The following is a 21,617-nucleotide window of genomic DNA, read 5'->3' as shown; positions in this document are numbered from 1 at the left end:
CTGCCCAGCAGGACCCGCGGAGGAGGGTGGCCCGAACCGGCCCCCTCCACGCGGTGACAGCGCTGTGAGGGCTTGCCGGAGGGTCCTGGCTCACACCGAACCTTCTGACAGACAAAGGATTTCTGATGGCCAAGAGCCAGTTCGTGCGGACCAAGCCGCACCTCAACATCGGGACGATGGGTCACGTCGACCACGGCAAGACCACGCTGACCGCCGCGATCACCAAGGTGCTCGCGGAGCGCGACCCGAGTGTCAACCGCTTCGTCGCCTTCGACGGCATCGACCGTGCGCCGGAGGAGATGCAGCGCGGGATCACGATCAACATCTCGCACGTCGAGTACGAGACCGCGACCCGGCACTACGCGCACGTGGACATGCCCGGGCACGCCGACTACGTCAAGAACATGATCACCGGCGCCGCCCAGGTGGACGCTGCGATCCTGGTCGTGTCCGCGCAGGACGGCGCCATGCCGCAGACGCGGGAGCACGTGCTGCTCGCGCGCCGGGTCGGCGTACCGTACCTGGTGGTCGCGCTGAACAAGGCCGACACCGTCGACGACCCGGAGCTGCTCGACCTGGTCGAGCTGGAGGTCCGTGAGCTCCTCTCGGAGTACGGCTTCCCCGGCGACGACGTACCGGTCGTTCGCGTGTCCGGACTGAAGGCGCTGGAGGGCGACCCGCAGTGGACCGCCGCGATCGGCGAGCTGCTGGACGCGGTCGACAACTACGTGCCGGTCCCGGACCGTGAGCTCGGCGAGCCGTTCCTGATGCCGATCGAGAACGTGCTCACCATCAGCGGCCGCGGCACCGTGGTCACCGGTGCCGTCGAGCGCGGTTCGCTGAAGCTCGGCGACGCGGTCGAGGTGGTCGGGCTCGGTCCGACGATCACCAGCACGGCGATCGGGATGGAGACGTTCGGCAAGTCGCTGGAGTCCGCGGACGCCGGCGACAACGCGGCGGTGCTGCTGCGCGGCGTGAAGCGCGACGAGGTCCGTCGCGGCCAGGTGGTGGCGCTGCCGGGCAGTGTCCGGCCGCACCGCAGGTTCCGGGCGAACCTGCACGCGCTGTCCACCGCCGAGGGTGGCCGGCACACCCCGTTCGCCGCGGACTACCGGCCGCAGTTCTACTTCCGGACCACGGACGTGTCCGGCGGGATCGACCTGGGTGAGATCGCCCTGGTGATGCCCGGCGACACGATCGAGCTCGGCGTGGAACTGGAGAAGCCGGTCGCGATGAACGTCGGCCTCGGCTTCGCGGTCCGCGAGGGCGGCCACACGGTCGCCGCAGGCACCGTCACCGAGCTGCTCGACTGAACGACGGCCCCCGACCTACCCGGTCGGGGGCCGTTTTCTGTGCCGTAGCCCCGACGCGATCAGCCGGCTGACCAGCTCGCGGCTGGACACCGGTACCGCGCCGGCGGCAACGAGATCGTCGTACCGGTCGCTGGGTACGTCGTAGTGGTCGCGGTCGAAGCCGCGTTCCGGGATGCCGTTGGCCTTCGCGAACGCGTGCAGTTCCTCGTGGGACTCGTCGCTCACCAGGTGCGACCAGATCCGGTTCCAGGCCGGCCAGGCGGGCGGGTCGATGAGGATCATTCGCGCGCGTCCTGGGCGTCGAGCAGGGTGCGCCACGAGCGCACGAACCGGGAGTTCACGTACGCCTTCGTCCACGAGCCGTCCTGGCGGACCGACGTACCGACGTGGAACCGGCGGACGCCGCTCTGGTAGAGCCAGGGCACGTGTTCGGGCTGCAGGCCGCCGCCCGCCATCATCACGCCCGCCACCGCGGCGTCCTCCTTCGCCAGCTTGCACAGGTCGTCCAGACCGTGGCTGACGCCGATCGACGAGCCGGCCGTCAGCACGCAGTCCAGACCGGGCAGCGTGCGCAGTGCGCGCCAGGCCTGCTGCTGATCCAGGACCGCGTCGATCGCGCGGTGGAACGTCCACGGCGTCCCGGCGAACGTGCTGACCAGCGCGGACACCGACTCGACGTCCACTTGGTTGTCCGGGGTCAGGAACCCGAGCACGAAGCCGTCCGCGCCCGCGGCCAGGAAGGACTGCGCCATCGCGGTCAGCCGGTTCAGGTCGGCGCCGTTGGCGGTGAACGAGTTCTCCAGCCGCAGCATCACCCGCAGCGGCAGGTCGGTGACCCGGCGGATCGCACTGACCGTCGACACCGACGGGCACAACCCGTCCGCCTCCATCGAGGCGCACAGCTCCAGCCGGTCCGCCCCGCCCTCCTGCGCCGCCTCCGCGTCCGCCGGATGCAACGCGATGATCTCCAGCAACGAACCCATGCGCGCCATCATCTCCCATATTGCGGTTGCACTCGCGCACGACCATCTGTATCGTTTTTCTAGAACGATTTAGAAGAACGATACAGATGAGGTGATCGAGGTGGCGGGAGTGACGCTGAAGACCGTGGCGAAGGCCGTGGGCGTCTCGCCGTCGACCGTCTCGAACGCCTACAACAAGCCCGACCAGCTCTCCACGGCGCTGCGCGAGCGAATCCTGGCCGCCGCCCAGGAGCTCGGGTACGCCGGACCGGACGCGTCGGCCCGCGCGCTGCGCAGCGGAAAGGCGGGCGCCGTCGGGGTGCTGTTCACGGACAAGCTGGCCTACGCCTTCTCGGACCCGTACGCGGTCGGCTTCCTGGCCGGGCTCGCGGAGGTCGCCGAGGAGTTCGCCACCAGCCTGCTGCTGATGCCGCTCAGCTCGACCGACATCGCCGGCGGCAGCAACGCCGTCCAGCAGGCCGCCATCGACGCGGCGGCGATCTTCTGCGTGCCGAGTGGGCACCCGGCGCTCGAGATCCTCGCCAACCGCGGGATCCCGGCGGTGTCGACCGACCGGGGCGACCACCCGGACCTGTCCTGGGTCGCGATCGACGAGGTCGAGGCGGCCGCCCAGCTGGGCGAGCACCTGGCCCGGCTCGGTCACCGCGAGGTCGTCGTCCTGGTCGACAACGCGCAGGCGGCCGGCGGCCGGCCGGTGGAGCTGACGCTCGACGAGGTCGGGTACACCGACTGCGAACTGCGGATCCAGGGCCTGCAGAAGGCGATGCCGGACGCCCGGCTGCGGATCGTCTCCGGTGGGCACAACGCGTTCGCGTCCGGGCTGAAGGGCGCGGAGTTCGTGCTCGACTCGCAGGACCGGCCGACGGCGATCGTCGGGCTGAGTGACGTGCAGGCCCTCGGCGCACTGGAAGCGATGAAGGTCCGGGGCCTGACCCCGGGTCGCGATCTGACCCTGGCGGGATTCGACGACATTCCGGCCGCCGCGGCCGCCGGGCTGACGACGGTCCGCCAGCCGATCAAGGACAAGGGGCGCGCGGTCGGCCGCATCCTGCTCGACCCGGCCTCGACCGAGCGCCAGCTGCTGATGCCGACGCAGCTGATCGTCCGCTCCAGCAGCGGACCCGCGCCCAAGCCCTGACAAGCACTGACAACCACACACATCTCCCCAGGAACCGTCCGGTTCCCGGGTCGATCGACCACGCTCTCAGGAGGGAGCAGAACCATGACGTACTTCATTGCCGGCAACACCGCCGTCGAGAACGCGCGCAGTCTCACCCAGTCCGCGCTCCCGAACGCTCCCCAGCAGCCGCACGACGAGCCGACGCCGCGCCGCACCATCGCGGTCCGCGCGCGCCTGAGCGCCGTACTGCGGTCCGCCGCCGAACGCGAGCTCCGTCTCGCCAACCGCATCGACCCCGCCCCCACCTGCCCCACCCCCGCCCGCTGACCAACTTTGAGCCCGCCCCAACCACTTCCGCAGCGGAAATTTGGTTGAGGCGGGCCCAAGGAGGTCGTCGGGGCGCGTGGTTTTGTCGGAGGTGTCTGGCACCCTGAAGGGCGATGAACGAGCCAGGGGTGTTGCTGACCGCGCGGGCGATGGTGCTGCACGACCTCGCCGCGCGCGGCTTCGACGACGCGGTGATGGTGTCCTTGCTCGAGGACGCCGTCGCCGGCCGTCAGTGGTGGCTGGACCAGTGGCCCGACGGCGCCGAGCACATCGCGGGTCTGGTGGCGCAGGACGTCCAGGACCGCCTGGTCGACTCCGGCGTCCGCTGGCCGCGCTGCACGGCCTGCGACGACCTGCATGACCACGAGCTCCGCATCGAGCCCGAGCTCGGCCCCGACCCGCACTGGGTCTGCGAGCGGGCCGGCATCACCGTCGCACCCCTGGGGCACCTCACCTGACCCCTCGGGGTAATACCTGATTGCTCTACATGTAGCCAGACTACTATTGTCTGTCTACATGAAGGTGTTGAACGCGCTCCGCATAACGGCCGCGGTGCATGCGCTGGCGATCTGCCTGCAACCGGTGTTCGCGGGTGTGTACCTGAACGGTTCACCGTCCGGCCTGCGCCTGCACGAACCGATCGGCCTGGCGCTGGTCTTCCTCGGGCTCGCGCAGTTGCTGCTGGCAACGATCTGGTGGCGGGCCGGCGGCGACCGGATCGCGCCGGCGGTGAGTCTGCTGATCGTGGCCGGCGAGGTCGTCCAGGTCGCGATGGGGTACGGCCGCCAACTGGCGATCCACGTCCCGCTGGGCATCGCGCTGGTCGTGGTCTCGGTCGCCTTCGCGCTCCGGGTCGGCAGGCGTCAGGCGGTCGCCGCGTGATCACCCTCGAGCCCCAGCCGGCTGCCAAGGTACGACGGCCGCGCGTCAGTCTGCAGGTGCTGCGCGGCAGCCTGCTGCTGCACACCGCGTTCGTGATCGCGCAGCCGATCGCGGCCGGGTACTTCCTGGCCGGCAACGTCGATGCGATGACGAACGTGCACAGCGTGATCGGCAGCACCATCTGGATGATCGCGCTGCTCCAGACGGTCGCGGCCGTCTGCTACGCGATCGGCAGCCGCGGCCGGATCTGGCCGGCCCTGATCTCCGTGCTCCTGGTCGTCGCCGAGATCGTCCAGCTCACCTTCGGCTACCTGCAGAACTTCGCCGTCCACGTCCCGCTCGGCACCGCGATCGTCGGCACCGTCTGCTGGATGACCGTCTGGTCGTTCCGCCGCACCGCACGTCTGAGCCGCCAGGAGGCGAAACGATGAGGCTTTCCCGCCGAGGACTTCTGGCCGCTACGGGCGGCGCGGTGGTTCTCACCGCCTGCGGCCAGGAGGCCAAGCCCGCGCAGGCCGGAGAACTCCTGCGCAGCAAGGCGAAACTCCCTGCTCCGTTCCAGGTACCGCTGCCCGTCCCACCGGTCAAGAAGCCGACCCGGTCGGACGCGAAGGCCGACTACTACCGGGTCGTCCAGCGCAAGGCGAGCCTGGAGATCCTGCCCGGTCTCAAGACCGAGGTGATGGGGTACGACGGCCTGTTCCCCGGCCCCACCTTCGACGTGCGGAGCGGGCGGACCACCGTGGTCGAGCAGGTCAACGAGCTGGACGTGTCGACCGTGGTACATCTGCACGGCGGCCACACACCCGCGCCGAGCGACGGCTGGCCGCTCGACCTGATCATGCCCGCGAACGGTCAGCACGGCGGACACCACATGTCCGGCGGCGACATGGCGATGGGCAAGCGCACCTACACGTACCCGAACACGCAGCGCGCCGCGACGCTCTGGTACCACGACCACACGATGGACTACACCGCACCGCAGGTGTACCGCGGCCTGTTCGGCCTGCACATCATCCGCGACGACGAGGAGGAGAATCTTCCACTGCCGCAGGGCGATCGGGAGATCCCGCTGGTGATCGCGGACCGCGCGTTCGACGCGGACGGGTCGTTCCTGTACCCGGCCGCGAAGGACGGCCCCGGCGTCGAGTCGGCGTACATGGAGGGTGTCGTCGCCGACGTCACGCTGGTGAACGGCGCGCCGTGGCCGGTGCACGAGGTGGACGCGGTCCGGTACCGCTTCCGCATTCTGAACGCGAGCAACGCGCGCCGGTACGAGCTCGCTCTCGACAAGGGCCCGGCGACGTTCATGCAGATCGGCAGCGACGGCGGACTGCTCGACAGGCCGGTCGAGCACAAGACGCTGGTGATCGCGCCCGCCGAGCGGTTCGACGTGATCGTGGACTTCTCGCAGTACCAGCCGGGCGACGAGGTCACGGTCGTCAACAAGCTCGACGGCAACGCGAACGTGCTGCGCTTCAAGATCGCGCGCAAGGCGCCGGACGACACGAGGGTCCCGGCGACGCTCTCGTCGTACGCCACGGCCCCGCGGCCGAAGGGCGTCGTACGGCGCGAGTGGCGGTTCCGGCGCGGAAGCGCGGGTGATCACCGCGGCTGGACGATCAACGGGAAGGGATTCGATCCGGCGGTGATGCAGGCGCAGGTGAAGCTGGACCAGGACGAGATCTGGTCGTTCGTCACCGATGTCCATCATCCGGTGCACGTCCACCTCGCCCCGTTCCAGGTCCTCAGCCGCGGCGGCGGCAAGATCTCGGCGTACGACCGCGGCTGGAAGGACACCGTCGACATCCGCCCGGCCGAGGTCGTCGAGGTGCTCGTCAGGTTCACGGCCCACAAGGGCAAGTACCTGATCCACTGCCACAACCTCGAACATGAGGACATGGCCATGATGGCGGCCTTCGAGACGATCTAGGCACGCCGGATCAGCGAGTGCCGGCGGCCAAGGCCGTGACAGCTCGGGCACGGAGGGCGGCGCGGTCGACGCCGGCCGCCGTGAAGGCGCGCGCCACGCGGCCGCGCTCGGTGTCGAGGATGCCGACCAGCATCCGCATCGGTCCCAGGCCGCCGCCACCGATCTTGGGCGGTGCGTCCATCGCGCGCTTCAGCAACAGCTTCGTGGACTCGCCGATCTGCGGGTGCCGATCCGGGTCCGGCGTTGCCTCGGGCAACAAACCGATCCGGACGGCGATCCCGGCGATCGCCAGGCTCTGCTCCCACTCGCGGTTCAGCGCGTCGCGGATCGCGCCTTCGGTCAGCCCGGCCTCGGCGAGCAACCGCGCGGCCGCGGTCTCGTCGCGGCGTGCGAGCGCGAGCAGCACATGCTCGGCCTCGATGGTGCGGGAGCCGTCGCGGCGCGCCTCGTCGCGCGCGGACCGCACCAGGATCGAACGAACGTCGGACGGCATCAGCGCCTCCTCAGGGCGACACCGGCGGCGACCAGCCGCCGGGCGTGTTTCTTGTGCACGGCCTGCCGGGTGACCCCCAGCACCTCGGCCACGTCGGACCAACTCCAGCCGGCCCGCATCGCGCGCTCCACCTGGCTGTCCTCCAGCCGGTCGGCCAGCCGGCGCAGCGCCACCACCGCGGCCAGGCCGGCCGCGGGGTCCTCGGGATCCACCAACTCGGTCATCTAAGCAACCTAAGTTGACAACTCCAGGTTGTCAACCAAAGTTGCTCGGATCGACGGGTTGACGACCGCCGCGGCGCGTGGCTATATTCAACACATCGGTTGATCAAGGGAATGGTTGATAAAGATGACGGTTGACGACGATCAGCTCGACCGGGCGTTCGCGGCACTGGCCGACCCGGTCCGGCGGGCGATGATCGCGCGGCTGTCGCGCGGACCGGCCACGGTGAACGAGCTGGCCGACCCGTTCCCGATCACCAAGCAGGCGGTGTCGCGGCACATCCAGGTGCTCGAGGCCGCCGGGCTGATCACCCGGACCCGGGACGGCCAGCGCCGCCCGTGCCACCTGGTGCCGGCCGCCCTCGAAGCACTGACGGGCTGGATCGACGAGTACCGGCTCGAAACCGAACGCCGCTTCCGCCGGATGGAAGCACTACTGGACAAGGAGCAGTAACCATGAACGGCACCACGATCAACACCCCGGCCGGCACCCCCTTCGTCGAGGTCACCCGCGAGTTCGCCGCCACGCCGGCGCAGCTGTTCCGGGTGATGTCCGACCGCGACCTGGTCGCCCAGTGGCTCGGCCCGCGCAACCTCGACGCGACCGTCGAGGAGTACGACGTCCGCACCGGCGGCAAGTACCGCTACGTCCACAAGGACGAGTCCGGTGAGTACGCGTTCCGCGGCGTCTTCCACACCGTCGAGCCGGACAAGCTGGTCATCCAGACGTTCGAGTGGGAGGGCGCGCCGGGCGAGGTGTGCATCGAGAAGATGACCCTGGAGCCCACCGAGAAGGGCGTCCGGCTGCACCAACGGTCGGTGTTCCCGTCGGTCGAGGCCCGCGACCAGTCGATCGAGTACGGCATGGCCAACGGCATCGAGGACTCGATGGACCGCCTGGCCGAGCTGGTCGCGAAGGAGGGCTGACATGAGCCAGGTCGTCGTCGACATCTCGGTGTCGCTGGACGGCTACGTCACCGGGCCCAACGCCGGCGTCGGCAACGGGCTCGGCGACGGCGGCGAGGCCCTGCACGACTGGGTCTTCCACGGCACCGACGCGGACCGCGCCGTCCTCGACGCCGCCTTCGACGCGAGCGGAGCGGTCGTCCAGGGCCGGAACCTCTTCGACGTCATCGACGCCCCGGACGGGTGGAGCGACGAGATGGGGTACGGCGCGAAGCCGACCGGCGAGGTCAACCCGCCGGTCTTCGTCGTCACCCACACGCCGCCGGCCAGTCCCCGGCTGGGCGACCGGTTCCGTTTCGTCGGCAGTCCGGCCGCGGCGGTCGCCCAGGGCAAGGAGGTTGCCGGCGGCAAGGACGTGTACGTGATGGGCGGCGGGCAGATCTGCCACGAGGTGCTCGCTGGAGGGCTGGCCGACGTACTGCGGTTGCACTTGGCGCCCGTCGTGCTCGGTGGTGGGACCCGGCTGTTCCCGGCCGAGAGCGCACCGGCGTACGCGCTGGAGCTGATCGAGGCCGTGTCGACGCCGGCCGCGCAGCACCTCACGTACCGGGTGGTGAGGTAATGGGCAGCGTCATCGCTACGGCGGTCGTCTCGCTGGACGGCTTCGTCGCGGACACCGAGGACGCGGTCGGGCCGCTGTTCGACTGGTACAACAACGGGCCGGTCGAGGTGTACGGCACCGACCCCGGACGGCCCTTCCACGTCAGCCGGGCGAGTGCGGACTACATCAACTCCACCTGGCCGAACGTCCGGTCCTGTGTGATCGGGCGACGGCTGTTCGACATCACCAACGGCTGGGACGGCGTGCCCTCGGTGGGTGACCACGTCTTCGTCGTCACCCACCAGCCGCCGGCCGAATGGCCGTTCCCCGACGCCCCGTTCACGTTCGTCAACGGCATCGAGGAGGCGATCACCCGCGCCAAGGAACACGCCGGCGACCACGACGTAGCGGTCACCGGCGGAAACCTCACCGGCCAGGCGCTGGCCGCGGGCCTCGTCGACGAGATCGCCTACAACGTCGTCCCGGTCGTCTTCGGCACTGGCATCAAGTTCTTCGGCGACTACGTGGGCCCGCAAGTCCTGCTGGACAACCCTCGCGTGGTCCAAGGCGACCGCGTCACCCACCTGCACTACCGCGTCGTCCGGTAGCAGGGTTACCGCCGGAGCTGAGGGTGGTCGGCGATGACGGTGCGGGAGCCGGGTGCGATCTCGGTGAAGCCGGCGTCCTGCACCACCGGGAGGTTGCTGGTGAGCAGCGTTCGCCAGTGCTCCGGAGTCGCCGTCCGAACAGCGAGCTCGAAGTCGACTGCCACCCACTCCTTCCGCGCCTCGGCCGGCAACGCCCACCAGGCGAGCTGAGCAGCATGACCAACCTGCGCCATCGCCTTCCCACTCGACATCTCCAGGGCCGGATTCACCCACAGCACGGGCACGCCGGCCGCGACCGGCGGCAGCTCACCGGAGTCCTCGAAGTCGGTACCACTCACCTGAAGCTTGAACAGGTCAACCGGCACCTCGTCCACCCCGGTCGGCGGAAACACCCGAACCTCGGCCGCCGCGGACTCGGGCTCGGCGCCGCTGCCGTACCCATGGACGGTGATCCCCGGCAGGGCCTCGGCGCGACGCCACTCGATACCGCGGGCTCGCTTGGTGATCTTGCGGATGCGGTTGTCCTGCCAGGCGGCCATCGCCTCCGCCCACTCCCCCTCGCCGTACGACCGCTCGTCGGCCAGCATCGCGAGCACGGCCCGCGCCGCCGTCTCCAGCGCATCAGTCTGCGCCGGCCGGGCGTTCTTCTCGACGCGCACCACGAGCGTCAGCACCTGTTCCACGCCGCGAGTCTGCCAGGGCTGTAGGTTGGCCCCATGCAGCAGTACCTGGATCTGTTGAGGCACGTGCTGGACAACGGGACCGAGAAGGGGGACCGGACCGGGACGGGCACGTTGAGTGTGTTCGGGTACCAGTCGCGGTACGACCTCCGCCAGGGCTTCCCCGCGGTGACGACGAAGAAGCTGCATCTGCGGTCCGTTATCGGAGAGCTGATCTGGTTCCTGAGCGGCTCGACCAACATCAAGTGGCTGCACGAGAACAACATCTCGATCTGGGACGAGTGGGCCGACGAGAACGGTGAGCTCGGTCCGGTGTACGGCTACCAGTGGCGGTCCTGGCCGACGCCGGACGGGCGGCACGTCGACCAGATCACCAAGCTGGTCGAGTCGATCAAGCAGAACCCGGACTCCCGCCGGCACATCGTCAGCGCCTGGAACGTCGCGGATGTGGACGACATGGCGTTGCCGCCGTGTCACACCATGTTCCAGTTCTACGTCGCGGACGGCCGGCTGTCCTGCCAGCTGTACCAGCGGTCGGCCGACATCTTCCTCGGCGTGCCGTTCAACATCGCGTCGTACGCGCTGCTGACCCACATGGTCGCGCAGCAGACCGGTCTCGAGGCCGGCGACTTCGTGCACACGCTCGGCGACGCCCACCTGTACCTGAACCACCTCGACCAGGCCCGCCTGCAGCTCACCCGTGAGCCGCGGCCGCTGCCGACCCTCCAACTGGCGAAGCGGGATTCGATCGACGGCTACGAGATCGCCGACGTCGAGCTGGTCGGCTACGACCCGCATCCTGGGATCAAGGCCCCCATCGCCGTATGACGATCATCCTGATCGCGGCCGTCGGACGGAACGGTGTGATCGGCCGGGACAACGACCTGCCCTGGCGGATCCGCGAAGACCTGCAGCGGTTCAAGCAGCTCACTCTCGGTCACACCCTGGTCATGGGCCGCAAGACCTACGACTCGATCGGCCGCCCGCTCCCGGGCCGCCGTACCGTCGTCGTCACCCGGCAACCCGACTGGTCCGCCGACGGCGTCGACGTCGTCCACTCCCTCGACGACGCCCTGAAGTACGACGGCACGCTGTACGTCGCCGGCGGCGGCGAGATCTACCGCCAGGCCCTCCCGCACGCCGACGCCCTGGAACTCACCGAGGTCGACCAGTCACCCGACGGCGACGTCACGTTCCCGGAGATCGCTCAGGCCGACTGGACCGAGACCGCCCGCGAGACGCACGACGGCTTCTCCTTCGTTGGTTACCGCCGCAGCTAACAACGAGTAGGCAACGGGCCGCCCGCGGGGACCCGGAACCGACTAGATTGGGCGCGCGTCACGGAGGAGAAAGCGCGCGGCGAGGGGACGCCTCGCGGAGGCCACCGGAGGGGAACGACGATGACCGAAGCAGACAACGCAGCAGGTGGAGGCGCCACGGGCGCGCAGCCGGCAGCGCAGGCGGCGATGCCGCTGCAGCCGCCGACCGCGACCGCGCCGGGGTTGATACTGACCGCCCCGGCGCCGTCACAGCCTGTTGCGGCCACTGCGGCGCCGAGCATGGCGCCGGCTGTCGACCCGGCCGCGTTGCCGGGGCTGGACGGCAAGGTGGACACGTTCCTGACCGCGTTGATGGCGGCCGAGCCGCGGTCGCCGGAGTTCGCGGCGAAGGCCAGCGACGTGCGCAGCATGGGTGACGTCGACATCCGCGCTGCGGCCGAGAGCTCGAACCGGCTGCTGCAGTCGCCGGTCCGGGCGCTGCAGGAGGGTGGGCTGTCGGAGGGGTCGACGGTCGGCAAGACCCTGCTCGAGCTGCGCCGTACGGTCGAGGAGCTGGACCCGAAGGAAGCCACCGGGGTGAAGAAGTTCCTCGGGATGATCCCGTTCGGGGACAAGATCGAGGACTACTTCCGCAAGTACCAGACCGCGCAGAGTCACCTCGAGGGCATCCTGCACAGCCTGCGCAACGGCCAGGACGAGCTCGGCAAGGACAACGCCGCGCTGAACCTGGAGAAGCAGCAGCTCTGGGACGCGATGACCCGGCTGAACCAGTACGTGTACGTCGCCGAGCGCCTCGACGCGCGGCTGTCCGCGGCGATCGCGGAGCTGGAGGCGACCAACCCGGACAAGGCGAAGGCGTTCCGCGAGGACGTGCTGTTCTACGTCCGGCAGAAACACCAGGACCTGCTCACCCAGCTCGCCGTGTCGATCCAGAACTACCTCGCGATCGACATCGTGATCAAGAACAACATCGAGCTGATCAAGGGCGTCGACCGGGCGTCCACGACCACCGTGTCGGCGCTGCGTACGGCGGTCATCGTCGCGCAGGCGCTCGGCAACCAGAAGCTCGTGCTCGACCAGATCACCGCGCTGAACACCACCACCAGCGGCATGATCGAGCGCACCTCGCAGATGCTGAAGGACAACTCGGTGGCGATCCAGCAGCAGGCCGCGTCGGCGACCATCGGGCTGCCGCAGCTGCAGGCCGCGTTCGCGAACATCTACGCGACCATGGACGCGATCGACACGTTCAAGGTGGAGGCCCTGGACAACATGGCCGCGACGATCGGAACGCTGGAGACCGAGGTGACCAAGTCCCGTTCGTACCTGGACCGGGTCGCCCAGCAGAACCAGCAGGTCGTGCACGGCAGCCTCGACCTCAACCTCGGTCGCTGAGTCACTGGAAAGCAACAGGAAGTAAGGGGGTACGGCGTTGGCTCTGGGTGACTTCTTCGCGCGGCTGACCGGTCGCAAGGAGGAGCCCGAGCCTGCGCCGGTTCCCGGGCCGCCGACGAACGACGACCTGCTGGCGGCGCTGGTCCGGGTCGAGCAGCTGGTCGCGGGCGGCGCCGTACCGGCTGTGGTGGCGTCCCGCGTCGCACGGGTGGTGCGCGTCGTCCGGGAGACGATCCCGCGGCTCGGCAACCTCGGCGGCAGCGTGCAGGCGTACTCCGTGATGGCGACCGCGACGGACTACCTGCCGGAGGCGATCGGCGGGTACCTGCGGCTGCCGCGGCAGTGGGCCGACACCCGCCCGGTGGACCGCGGCAAGACGTCGCTGATGATCCTGATCGACCAGTTGGACCTCTTGGCCGCGACGATGGACAAGGTCTTCGACGCAGTGAACCGCGCCGACGCGGCGGCGCTGATCGCCCACGGCAGGTTCCTGCAGGAGAAATTCGGCACCGGCTCCACCGGCGGCGGACTGGCCCTCGGACCGACCGCGTCGACCCCGCCACCCGATCCCGGGGCGGGACCGTTGGCACCACCACCTGGACGAGGAGGGTCATGAGCGGCGCGGGGGGACTTCAGGAGGCGCTGTCCGCGCTCCTCACCGTGGCGGGCCGGGCCGGCGTCGCCGAAGACACCGCGCGCAGCGAGGCGCTGTCGCTCGCAGCGGCCCTGGCCGAGTCGGCGCCGGGCGCTTCGGCGGATTGGGGCAAGGCGGTCCCGGGCGGAACAACACAGGACTTCTTCGACGCCGCCGTTCGCGGCCGTCGCTGGCGGGGCGCGCCCACCGCCGTACTCACCGAGCTGATCGCCAACGGTTCGTCCGAGAAATCGGCGTACGCCGAGGCGCTCGCGGAGGTGGCTTCCGCTGCCTGCACGTTGGGCGAACCGACGATGCGGGTCGTGGGCAATGCCTCGGTCGCGGCTGCTGCACAACTGCAGGCGGCGGGCGCGCGGCCGCTGCAGGTCGGACATGGACCTGTGCAGGTGCCGCCGACCGCGGACGCACCCGCTGCCGCAGCCGGCACAACCGAGGCGGCTGCGGTGGCTACGACGCCGGCGGAGGAAGTTGCTCCGGTGAAGACGGTCGAGGAGCTGCTGGCGGAGCTCGACGAGCTGACCGGGCTGGCCCGGGTCAAGCAGGAGGTGCACCGGCAGGTCGCCGTACTGCGGGTCGAGAAGCTGCGAACCGAGGCAGGGCTGAAGAGTCCGACGATCACGCGGCACCTGGTCTTCGTGGGGAATCCGGGGACCGGGAAGACGACCGTCGCGCGGCTGGTGAGCGGGATCTACAAGGCGCTCGGCCTGCTGTCGAAGGGGCAGCTGGTCGAGGTCGACCGGTCCGAGCTTGTCGCCGGGTATCTCGGGCAGACCGCGACGAAGACGGCCGACGTGGTCGCCTCGGCCGCGGGCGGCGTGCTGTTCATCGACGAGGCGTACAGCCTGACCGCCGGTGACCTGGGCGCCGACCAGTACGGGCGGGAGGCCGTCGACACGCTCGTGAAGGAGATGGAGGACCGGCGCGACGACCTGGTCGTGATCGTTGCCGGGTACCCCGAACCGATGGAAGTGTTCATCGCCGCGAACCCCGGGCTGGCGAGCCGGTTCCGGACCACCATCGAGTTCGAGAACTACAGCGACGACGAGCTCACCGACATCCTCACCGGGCTCGCCGAGGCCGCCGACTACGAGCTGGTGCCGGAGGCGGTCGACGAGTTCCACGAGATCCTCGCGGTCACCCCACGAGACAGCTCCTTCGGCAACGGGCGCTTCGCCCGCAACATCCTGGAAGCCGCCATCGGCCGCCAGGCCTGGCGCCTCCGGGACGTCAAGGCACCGACCAGGGACCAGCTGCGTCAGATCCACGCGGAGGACCTCACAGACGACCCATCCGACTCACTTACGTCCGAAGAACTGGCGAAACATGTCGCCGGTCCTTCGGACGTAACGGAGCAGGAGCAAGGAGAAGAGGCGTGACCCAGACGCAGAGTGCGCCGCCCCCGAGTGTGGCGGCGGCCCCGCCGCAGGGTGCGGCCGGGCAGGCGCCGAACGCCCGGAGCGCCGGTCCACGCGGCGCGGTCGCGCAGTGGTTCGAAGGTACGCCGGGCCGGATGCGCGCGTTCCTGATCCTCGCCGCCGCGATGAGCGTGGTGTTCGGGCTCGCCGCCGCGCAGGGCTTCAGCCAGTCCGACGGCTCCCTCGAGCGCGCGCAGGCGAACACCGCCCAGCTCGTCCGCATCCAGGCGATCCACACCAACCTGGTCAGCGCGAACGCCGACGCGACCAACGCGTTCCTGGTCGGCGGGCTCGAGCCGCCCGAACAGCGGGCGCACTTCGTCAACTCGATGGCCGCGGCCGCCGGGCTGATCGCCGACGCCGCGAGCGCACAGCCCGCGGACCGCGAAGTCCTCGGCGCGCTGAACAAGACGCTGATCACCTACGAAGGCCTGATCGAACAGGCCCGCGCCAACAACCGCCAGGGCCTCCCGATCGGCTCGCAGTACCTGAAGGACGCGAACTCGGTACTCCAGGACGACTCGCTCCCGCTGGTCAAGGCGCTGGTCGAGGCGAACGAGAAGCGCGTCGACGCCGAGTTCGACGGCATCAGCAAGGGCACCATCTGGATCCTCGTCGGCGGCCTCCTCAGCCTGGTGGTCCTCGTGATCACCCTGCGCTGGCTGGCGCGCCGTACGCACCGCTACCTCAACCTCCCGATCGCGGCCGGCGCCGCCCTCGTCCTGCTGACCACGGTCATCGGCGGCGTCTCCCTCGCGAGCGCCTCCGGTGCCGCGAAGGACACCCGCAACTCCGAGTACGAACGCACGCTCGCGCTCTCCCGAGCCCGCATCGCCGCGTACGACGCCCGCTCCAACGAAAGCCTCACCCTCATCGCCCGCGGCTCCGGCGACGCCTTCGACAAGGCGTACAACACCGCCGCCGCAGAGGTCGACAATCAGTTGGGCAAGTCGTCCGGCACCACCGACGGCCTCCAGCAGGCCTGGGCCGAGTACAAGCAGGTGCACAGCAAGGTCCGCGAGGCCGACTCCAGCGGCAACTGGGACGGCGCAGTCGTGATGGCCGTCGGCGGCGAGAAGGCCGGCACCAACGACTCGGCGCAGACGTTCGCCGCCTTCGACGCTTCCTCGTCGCAACAACTGACCGCGAGCAGCGACGCCGTCGCCGGCGACCTGACCGACGCCCGCGACGGCCTGCCTCCCATCGGGTGGCTCGGGATACCGATCGGTATCGTCGCCGCACTGCTGGTCGCGTGGGGCATGTCGCAGCGCCTGGAGGAGTACCGATGAAGAAACTGATCCCGATCGCCGCCACCACCGCCCTACTCCTCACCGCCTGCAGCACCGGAAACTACGCCGCCACCCAGCTTCCCGCGGAGCCTGAAGCACCGGCGTCGTCCTCCGCGCCGGCGGCGACTCCGCCGTGCACAAAGACCGAGAAGGCCACCGAACTGCAGTCCTACGCACCGGAGGGCCCGCTGCCGGCGCCGATGCAGATGCCGGCCAACTCGACGATGGCGAAGATTCAGGAGCGTGGCCGGCTGGTCGCCGGGGTCTCCGCGGACAGCCTGCACCTCGGCGCCCGGAACCCGATCACCGGCAAGATCGAAGGTTTCGACATCGACATGGTGCAGGCCGTCGCCGACGCGATCTTCGGCAAGCGGGGACCCGGCCAACAGCCCAACCTCGAACTGCGCGTGATCTCCAGCCCGCAACGCATCCCGTTGCTGGAGAACAAGAGCGTCGACATCGTCGCCCGTAACATGACGATCAACTGCGAGCGCTGGAAGCGGATCGCGTTCTCGGCGGAGTACTACCGGTCCGGGCAGAAGACCCTCGTCCAACTGGACTCCACAGCCACCAAGCTTGCCGACCTGTCCAACAAGACGATCTGCGCTCCGGCCGGCTCGACCAGCCTGGACAACCTCAAGAAGGCGAACCCGCAGATCAAGCCCGTCACCGCCGACACCGATACCGGCTGCCTGGTCTTGTTCCAGCAGGGCAAGGCCGACGGGATCAGCGGTGACGACACGGTCCTGGCCGGTGACGCGGCACAGGACCCGTACGCGAAGGTGCTGAACGAGCGGATCAGTGATGAACCGTATGGTCTCGGCATCAACAAGGAGAACATCGACTTCGTCCGGTTCGTCAACGGCGTCCTCGAGCAGATGAAGAAGCCGACCGCCGCTGGACCGTCCGAGTGGATGACCTCTTACAGCAAGTGGCTCGGCACAGACCTGGGTGCGCTGAAGGCTCCGCCGACTCCTGAGTACGGTCGCTGATGACCGTTCGTACGCCGATTGTGTCGGCGCCTGTGCCGCCGGGGAAGATGGGGAGCGGGGTTCCGGCGGCGGAGTTGCTTGGCTTCTTGGGGGCGCTCGGGGAGTGGCGGGATCGGCGGAAGGCTGAGCTGGACGAGCTGGATCAGGCTGCCTTGCACTCGGCCGAGGCCGATGCGCTGAGTGCGGATGTCGTGCTCAGCATGACGGTCTGGAAGGCGGTCTCGGATCGGTACGAGTTGATTCTGGTGACCTGGGACTCGGGGCGGGTCGGGGCCAAGGAGACCGAGCAGATCTCGGCGCTGATCTGGGGCGGGCTGGACGCCGGCGGTGCGGGCGGGTCGCTCGCGGTTTCGTTGCCTGAGGCCTGCAAGCTGTCGGACGCGCTGGCGGCGACGCTGCGTGCCAAGCTCGCGCTCGAGCCGGGCGACGCCGACCTGGCGGCCCGGCTGCGGCAGTTGCGCGCGCAGGTCGAGCGGATCAGCGACCTGGTCAAACTGGAGCCGGCGAACACCCGCAACGACGCGCTCGCGAAGCACCACGACCTGGACCGGCGGCTCACGGATCTTGCCGACCGCAACAAGCGCGGCGCGGACATCGGCGGGCTGATCGGCCCGTTCGAGATGGACGCCGCGAAGGTCGAACGCGACCTGATCGTCGGCGCCGCCACCCGCAAGGAGCGCGCCGCCGACGTCGCGCGGGCCCGCACGCTCCGCGGTGAGCTCGAGGCACAAGGTACGGCGGTCCGCGCGCTCGCGGACAAGGCGGTCGCGACGGTCAGTCCCGCCCCGCGCCTCGCCGTACCCGATGTGACCGCGCTCGGACCGGTGCCGAACACCCCGGCCGAGCTGGAGAAGTACCTGACCCGGCTGGACGCCGTCCGGCGGGCGCTCGGCCAGGCACAGGCGGCGTACGGCGGCGCGCTGCAACGCCGCGACGAGCTGGCCCAACTGCTGGACGCGTATCAGGTGAAGGCGGCAAGTGTTGCTCCGGGCAACGAAGATCTCGGCGAGCTGTACCGGCGCGGCCGAGCGGCGATCGAGAACGAGCCGGTCGACCTGCCTCGCCTCGCTGCACTGGTAGCGGCCTACCAGGCCTACCTGGAAGGAACGAAATGACGACCTGCACCCAGCCCGGCTGCACCGGCACCATCGTGGACGGGTACTGCGACGTCTGCGGCTCCCCCGCCGCGCCGAGCAAGGCAGCGAGCGCACCCGCCGCTGCCCCCGCGACCGGCAAGTGCACCGAGCCCGGCTGCACGGGCACCTACGTCGACGGCTACTGCGACGTGTGCGGCTCGCCCGCGCCGGACGGCGGTACGGCGGCCGACCCGGATCCGATCAGCACGGTGTCGACCGTCTCGCGCGCTTCCAACCGCCTGGCCTCGACGCCGCTCGGTTCGGCGCGGGCGGCGCAGGCCGGTTCCAAGCTGACCCGCAAGCTCGGTACGTCGTCCACGCGGCTGCGCGGGGCGCGGCTCGGCGCCGGACTGACGCACGTCCCGTCGATCCCCGCGATCGACGCGAGCAAGGCGATCCTGGCCAACCCGATGGTCCCGGAGGACCGCCGGAACTGCCCGAACTGCGGCAACCCGGTCGGCCGCTCCCGCAACGGGCAGCCGGGCCGCACCGAGGGCTTCTGCCCGAAGTGCCGCAACCGGTTCTCGTTCTCGCCGAAGCTGCAGCCGGGCGAGCTGGTCAACGACCAGTACGAGGTGGCCGGCTGTCTGGCGCACGGCGGTTTCGGCTGGATCTACCTCGCCCGGGACAAGAACGTCTCGGACCGCTGGGTCGTGCTCAAGGGCCTGCTGAACTCCGAGGACCCGGACGCGGTGGCGGCGGCGATCGCCGAGCAGACGTTCCTGGCCCGGGTCGAGCACCCGCTGATCGTCGAGATCTACAACTTCGTCACCCACGACGGCGCCGGCTACATCGTGATGGAGTACGTCGGCGGCACCTCGCTGAAGACCCTGCTCAAGCAGCGGATGGCCGCGAACAACGGCCAGTACGACGCGCTGCCGATCGACCAGGCGATCGCGTACCTGCTGGAGATCCTGCCGGCGTTCTCGTACCTGCACGACCTCGGCCTGGTGTACTGCGACTTCAAGCCGGACAACATCATCCAGGTCGGTGACGCGGTCAAGCTGATCGACCTCGGCGGTGTCCGGCGGATCGACGACCTGGACTCGGCGATCTACGGCACGGTCGGCTTCCAGGCGCCCGAGGTGGCCGAGGTCGGCCCGTCGATCGCCTCCGACATCTACACGCTCGGCCGGACGCTGTGCGTGCTGGCGATGGAGTTCCGCGGCTACCAGAGCCGGTACGTCGACTCGTTGCCGCCGGTCAGCGACGTACCGCTGTTCCAGAAGTACGACTCGGTGTACCGCCTGCTGGCCAAGGCGTGCGCGAAGGACCCGGCGGACCGCTTCCAGTCCGCGGACGAGTTCCGCGTGCAGCTGCTCGGCGTACTGCGTGAGGTGGTGGCCGACAAGCAGGGCGTCAAGGCCGCGCAGCACTCGGCCTCGTCGCTGCTGTTCGGTACGCCGGGCGACAAGTCGCTCGGGCTGGGCGACGCGGCCCTGCCCTGGCAGCAGTTGCCGTCGCTGGCGCCGGACGACAGCGACAAGATGGCCGGCTGGCTGAAGACGGTCAGTGTGCCGGACTCGGCCAAGCGGCTGGAGCTGCTCATCGACGCGCCGGAGCAGTCGCCGCAGACGCTGCTGGAGATCGCAGAGGCGGCGCTGGAGGTCGGGCCGGACCGCTACGACATGGTCGACACCGCGGTGGCCGACCTGCTCAACGCCGACCCGTGGGAGTGGCGAGCGGTCTGGATGGCCGGGCTGGTCGCACTTGCCCGTGGTGACTCCGCCAGCGCTCAGTCCGCGTTCAACGCCGTCTACGGCCAGGTGCCGGGTGAGCTGGCGCCGAAGCTGGCCCTGGCAATCGCCTGTGAGCACAGCGGCGAGTTCGACGTTGCCGAGGGCCTCTACCTGACCTGTGCACGCACCGACGCCAACTACATCGCCCCGTCCGCGTTCGGTCTGACCGACATCCGGACCTCGCGCGGTGACGTGGACGGCGCGCTCGCGGCGCTCGACCTGGTGCCCCGCACCAGCGGCGCGTACGTGCGGGCTCGTCGCCAGCGAGCCGGACTACTGGCAGGATCGGGGCGTGGCCTTCCCGCGCTCGCCCAGGCGATGGACAGCATCGCGACGCTGACCATCGACCCGGTCGACCGGGCCAACCTGGCCGCAGACGTGTTCCGGACGGCGCTGACCGAGGTCCAGCAGTCCGGTCCACAGGAAGCGCTCCGGATCGACGGCCGCGCGGCGACCGAGTCCTCCCTGCGGGACGGCCTCGAGGCGACGTACCGGTTTCTGGCCGACCAGGCCCCGACCCGGACGGAACGGATCGTCCTGGTCGACTGGGCGAACGAGGTTCGAGGATGGACGTTGCGATGACGAGTTCGACCGACACGGTCTGCCCCAACTGCGGCGGGCCGGTGGCCGAGGCCGACCTGTTCTGCGAAGCCTGCGGCACCGAGCTGAAGCCGGGGGCCGCTGCTCCGACCTCCCCGGCGCTGGACACCGACACCGAGCCGACGGTGGAGATCACCGCAGCCGTCGTGGAGGCGGTGGGTCCTTGCAGGTCGTGCGGCGGCACCATCGGCGCGGACGGCTACTGCGAGACGTGCGGCACCAAGGCCGCCAAGCCGCGGGACCACTTCGAGGAGCAGCCCGCTCCGTGGGTGGCCGGGGTGTGCGACCGCGGCATCCGGCACAGCCGCAACGAGGACGCGATGGCCATCGCGGCGGACGCGGAGCCGGGTAGCCGGGCGCTGCTGGTGGTCTGCGACGGCGTCAGCTCGTCGCTCGACTCCGATGTCGCCTCGCTCGCGGCCGCTCGGGCGGCGCGTGACGTGCTGGAGGCCGGCCACGCGCAGGGCCTCGGCATCGAGACCTCCCGGGCCGGGGCGGTCGCGGCCCGGCTGAAGGCGGCGGCCGACGCGGCGAGTGACGCCGTACTCGACAACACCAGTCCGGACAGCCCGAACCCGGCGTCCTGCACGTTCGTGGCCGCCGTCCTCGAGAACGGGCTGCTCGTGGCGGGCAACGTCGGCGACAGCCGGGCGTACTGGTTCCCGGACACGGCCGAGCCGATCGCGCTGACCGTTGACGACTCGTGGGCGGCCGAGCTGATCGCCACCGGGGTGTCACGCGCGGAGGCCGAGTCCGGCCCGCACGCGCACGCGATCACCCGCTGGCTCGGCAAGGACGCGCCGGACCACACGCCGCGGACCACGACGCTGCACGTGACCGGGCCGGGCTGGCTGCTGGTGTGCTCGGACGGCCTGTGGAACTACTGTTCCGAGGCGGCACCGCTGGCCGACCTCGTACGTCAGACAGCTGCGGACCACGGAGGCGAGCCGAAGGCCACCGCGTCCGCCCTGGTTGACTGGGCCAACGCCCAGGGCGGCCAGGACAACATCACCGTCGCGCTCGCGCGTCTCTGACCGGCGCGGACCTAA

At 69.9% G+C, this 21,617-nt stretch carries 26 protein-coding genes; 21 read left to right on the top strand and 5 right to left on the bottom strand.

Features of this window, described 5'->3' with window-relative positions:
* Nucleotides 1-125: 125 nt before the first annotated feature.
* Nucleotides 126-1,313, top strand: a complete 1,188-nt coding sequence (tuf, locus tag ACWEOO_RS32815) for an elongation factor Tu (RefSeq protein ID WP_363713362.1) — start codon at nt 126-128, stop codon at nt 1,311-1,313.
* 15 nt (nt 1,314-1,328) lie between these two features.
* Here the strand turns inward: tuf and ACWEOO_RS32810 are convergent, their stop codons facing one another.
* On the bottom strand, nt 1,329-1,595 hold the full coding sequence (locus tag ACWEOO_RS32810; protein ID WP_355699602.1) for a DUF4031 domain-containing protein: 267 nt from the start codon (nt 1,593-1,595) through the stop codon (nt 1,329-1,331).
* On the bottom strand, nt 1,592-2,296 hold the full coding sequence (locus ACWEOO_RS32805) for a copper homeostasis protein CutC (RefSeq protein WP_452146336.1): 705 nt from the start codon (nt 2,294-2,296) through the stop codon (nt 1,592-1,594). Before ACWEOO_RS32805 ends, ACWEOO_RS32810 begins: the two co-directional genes overlap by 4 nt.
* Before the next feature lie 100 nt (nt 2,297-2,396).
* On the opposite strand from ACWEOO_RS32805, the gene ACWEOO_RS32800 reads away from it, so the two are divergent.
* The 6 genes from ACWEOO_RS32800 to ACWEOO_RS32775 all read left to right on the top strand — a co-directional run bounded on the left by ACWEOO_RS32800 (nt 2,397) and on the right by ACWEOO_RS32775 (nt 6,558).
* Nucleotides 2,397-3,434 carry a LacI family DNA-binding transcriptional regulator gene (locus ACWEOO_RS32800; protein ID WP_452146335.1) on the top strand — a complete coding sequence of 346 codons (1,038 nt, stop codon included), beginning with the start codon at nt 2,397-2,399 and terminating at the stop codon, nt 3,432-3,434.
* 84 nt (nt 3,435-3,518) lie between these two features.
* Nucleotides 3,519-3,743, top strand: a complete 225-nt coding sequence (locus ACWEOO_RS32795; RefSeq protein ID WP_363713357.1) for a hypothetical protein — start codon at nt 3,519-3,521, stop codon at nt 3,741-3,743.
* A 113-nt stretch (nt 3,744-3,856) separates the two neighbouring features.
* The gene (locus ACWEOO_RS32790) at nt 3,857-4,201 is read left to right on the top strand and encodes a hypothetical protein (RefSeq protein WP_355482883.1); all 345 of its coding nucleotides are present in this window, start codon (nt 3,857-3,859) and stop codon (nt 4,199-4,201) included.
* Between the two features lie 58 nt (nt 4,202-4,259).
* Nucleotides 4,260-4,625: a hypothetical protein gene (locus ACWEOO_RS32785; RefSeq protein ID WP_452146334.1), complete on the top strand. Its 366-nt coding sequence runs from the start codon at nt 4,260-4,262 to the stop codon at nt 4,623-4,625.
* Nucleotides 4,622-5,056, top strand: a complete 435-nt coding sequence (locus ACWEOO_RS32780; protein WP_452146333.1) for a hypothetical protein — start codon at nt 4,622-4,624, stop codon at nt 5,054-5,056. Before ACWEOO_RS32785 ends, ACWEOO_RS32780 begins: the two co-directional genes overlap by 4 nt.
* Nucleotides 5,053-6,558, top strand: a complete 1,506-nt coding sequence (locus tag ACWEOO_RS32775) for a multicopper oxidase family protein (protein ID WP_452146332.1) — start codon at nt 5,053-5,055, stop codon at nt 6,556-6,558. Before ACWEOO_RS32780 ends, ACWEOO_RS32775 begins: the two co-directional genes overlap by 4 nt.
* Before the next feature lie 10 nt (nt 6,559-6,568).
* Here ACWEOO_RS32775 and ACWEOO_RS32770 read toward each other — a convergent pair whose 3' ends face one another.
* Together ACWEOO_RS32770 and ACWEOO_RS32765 are read right to left on the bottom strand one after the other, a co-directional pair.
* On the bottom strand, nt 6,569-7,051 hold the full coding sequence (locus ACWEOO_RS32770; protein ID WP_452146331.1) for a Clp protease N-terminal domain-containing protein: 483 nt from the start codon (nt 7,049-7,051) through the stop codon (nt 6,569-6,571).
* Nucleotides 7,051-7,275 carry a hypothetical protein gene (locus ACWEOO_RS32765; RefSeq protein WP_355699594.1) on the bottom strand — a complete coding sequence of 75 codons (225 nt, stop codon included), beginning with the start codon at nt 7,273-7,275 and terminating at the stop codon, nt 7,051-7,053. The genes ACWEOO_RS32770 and ACWEOO_RS32765 overlap by 1 nt, the downstream gene beginning before the upstream one ends.
* 124 nt (nt 7,276-7,399) lie before the next feature.
* On the opposite strand from ACWEOO_RS32765, the gene ACWEOO_RS32760 reads away from it, so the two are divergent.
* Genes ACWEOO_RS32760 through ACWEOO_RS32745 form a run of 4 tightly spaced genes read left to right on the top strand, consistent with a single transcriptional unit; the run spans nt 7,400 to nt 9,387 of the window.
* Nucleotides 7,400-7,726, top strand: a complete 327-nt coding sequence (locus ACWEOO_RS32760) for an ArsR/SmtB family transcription factor (RefSeq protein ID WP_452146330.1) — start codon at nt 7,400-7,402, stop codon at nt 7,724-7,726.
* Between the two features lie 2 nt (nt 7,727-7,728).
* Nucleotides 7,729-8,199, top strand: a complete 471-nt coding sequence (locus ACWEOO_RS32755) for an SRPBCC domain-containing protein (protein WP_452146329.1) — start codon at nt 7,729-7,731, stop codon at nt 8,197-8,199.
* A gap of 1 nt (nt 8,200) precedes the next feature.
* Complete coding sequence (locus ACWEOO_RS32750; protein WP_452146328.1) at nt 8,201-8,800, top strand: dihydrofolate reductase family protein; 600 nt, start codon at nt 8,201-8,203, stop codon at nt 8,798-8,800.
* Nucleotides 8,800-9,387 carry a dihydrofolate reductase family protein gene (locus ACWEOO_RS32745; RefSeq protein WP_452146327.1) on the top strand — a complete coding sequence of 196 codons (588 nt, stop codon included), beginning with the start codon at nt 8,800-8,802 and terminating at the stop codon, nt 9,385-9,387. The genes ACWEOO_RS32750 and ACWEOO_RS32745 overlap by 1 nt, the downstream gene beginning before the upstream one ends.
* Nucleotides 9,388-9,392: 5 nt before the next feature.
* Here the strand turns inward: ACWEOO_RS32745 and ACWEOO_RS32740 are convergent, their stop codons facing one another.
* Nucleotides 9,393-10,070 carry a peptidyl-tRNA hydrolase gene (locus ACWEOO_RS32740; protein ID WP_452146326.1) on the bottom strand — a complete coding sequence of 226 codons (678 nt, stop codon included), beginning with the start codon at nt 10,068-10,070 and terminating at the stop codon, nt 9,393-9,395.
* Nucleotides 10,071-10,103: 33 nt separating this feature from the next.
* On the opposite strand from ACWEOO_RS32740, the gene ACWEOO_RS32735 reads away from it, so the two are divergent.
* From ACWEOO_RS32735 to ACWEOO_RS32690, 10 genes are all read left to right on the top strand, one after another.
* Entirely contained in the window at nt 10,104-10,895 is a 792-nt protein-coding gene (locus tag ACWEOO_RS32735) for a thymidylate synthase (RefSeq protein WP_452146325.1), read from the top strand.
* Nucleotides 10,892-11,347 (top strand): dihydrofolate reductase, encoded by a 456-nt coding sequence (locus tag ACWEOO_RS32730; RefSeq protein WP_452146324.1) that lies wholly within the window; start codon nt 10,892-10,894, stop codon nt 11,345-11,347. The genes ACWEOO_RS32735 and ACWEOO_RS32730 overlap by 4 nt, the downstream gene beginning before the upstream one ends.
* A 120-nt stretch (nt 11,348-11,467) precedes the next feature.
* Entirely contained in the window at nt 11,468-12,742 is a 1,275-nt protein-coding gene (locus ACWEOO_RS32725; protein WP_452146323.1) for a toxic anion resistance protein, read from the top strand.
* 37 nt (nt 12,743-12,779) lie between these two features.
* Nucleotides 12,780-13,358 (top strand): hypothetical protein, encoded by a 579-nt coding sequence (locus tag ACWEOO_RS32720; protein ID WP_359927472.1) that lies wholly within the window; start codon nt 12,780-12,782, stop codon nt 13,356-13,358.
* The gene (locus tag ACWEOO_RS32715) at nt 13,355-14,773 is read left to right on the top strand and encodes an AAA family ATPase (protein WP_452146322.1); all 1,419 of its coding nucleotides are present in this window, start codon (nt 13,355-13,357) and stop codon (nt 14,771-14,773) included. Before ACWEOO_RS32720 ends, ACWEOO_RS32715 begins: the two co-directional genes overlap by 4 nt.
* Nucleotides 14,770-16,101, top strand: a complete 1,332-nt coding sequence (locus tag ACWEOO_RS32710) for a hypothetical protein (RefSeq protein ID WP_452146321.1) — start codon at nt 14,770-14,772, stop codon at nt 16,099-16,101. The genes ACWEOO_RS32715 and ACWEOO_RS32710 overlap by 4 nt, the downstream gene beginning before the upstream one ends.
* Nucleotides 16,098-17,093 (top strand): glutamate ABC transporter substrate-binding protein, encoded by a 996-nt coding sequence (locus ACWEOO_RS32705; RefSeq protein ID WP_452146320.1) that lies wholly within the window; start codon nt 16,098-16,100, stop codon nt 17,091-17,093. Before ACWEOO_RS32710 ends, ACWEOO_RS32705 begins: the two co-directional genes overlap by 4 nt.
* Complete coding sequence (locus ACWEOO_RS32700; protein ID WP_452146319.1) at nt 17,093-18,208, top strand: hypothetical protein; 1,116 nt, start codon at nt 17,093-17,095, stop codon at nt 18,206-18,208. Before ACWEOO_RS32705 ends, ACWEOO_RS32700 begins: the two co-directional genes overlap by 1 nt.
* Nucleotides 18,205-20,550 (top strand): tetratricopeptide repeat protein, encoded by a 2,346-nt coding sequence (locus ACWEOO_RS32695; RefSeq protein ID WP_452146318.1) that lies wholly within the window; start codon nt 18,205-18,207, stop codon nt 20,548-20,550. Before ACWEOO_RS32700 ends, ACWEOO_RS32695 begins: the two co-directional genes overlap by 4 nt.
* Nucleotides 20,547-21,602: a protein phosphatase 2C domain-containing protein gene (locus ACWEOO_RS32690; protein WP_452146317.1), complete on the top strand. Its 1,056-nt coding sequence runs from the start codon at nt 20,547-20,549 to the stop codon at nt 21,600-21,602. The genes ACWEOO_RS32695 and ACWEOO_RS32690 overlap by 4 nt, the downstream gene beginning before the upstream one ends.
* The last annotated feature ends 15 nt before the right edge of the window (nt 21,603-21,617 follow it).

The organism is Kribbella sp. NPDC004138, from assembly GCF_053603655.1.
The sequence above is the reverse complement of the archived record's forward strand: the minus strand, read 5'-3'. Positions and strand labels throughout refer to the sequence as shown.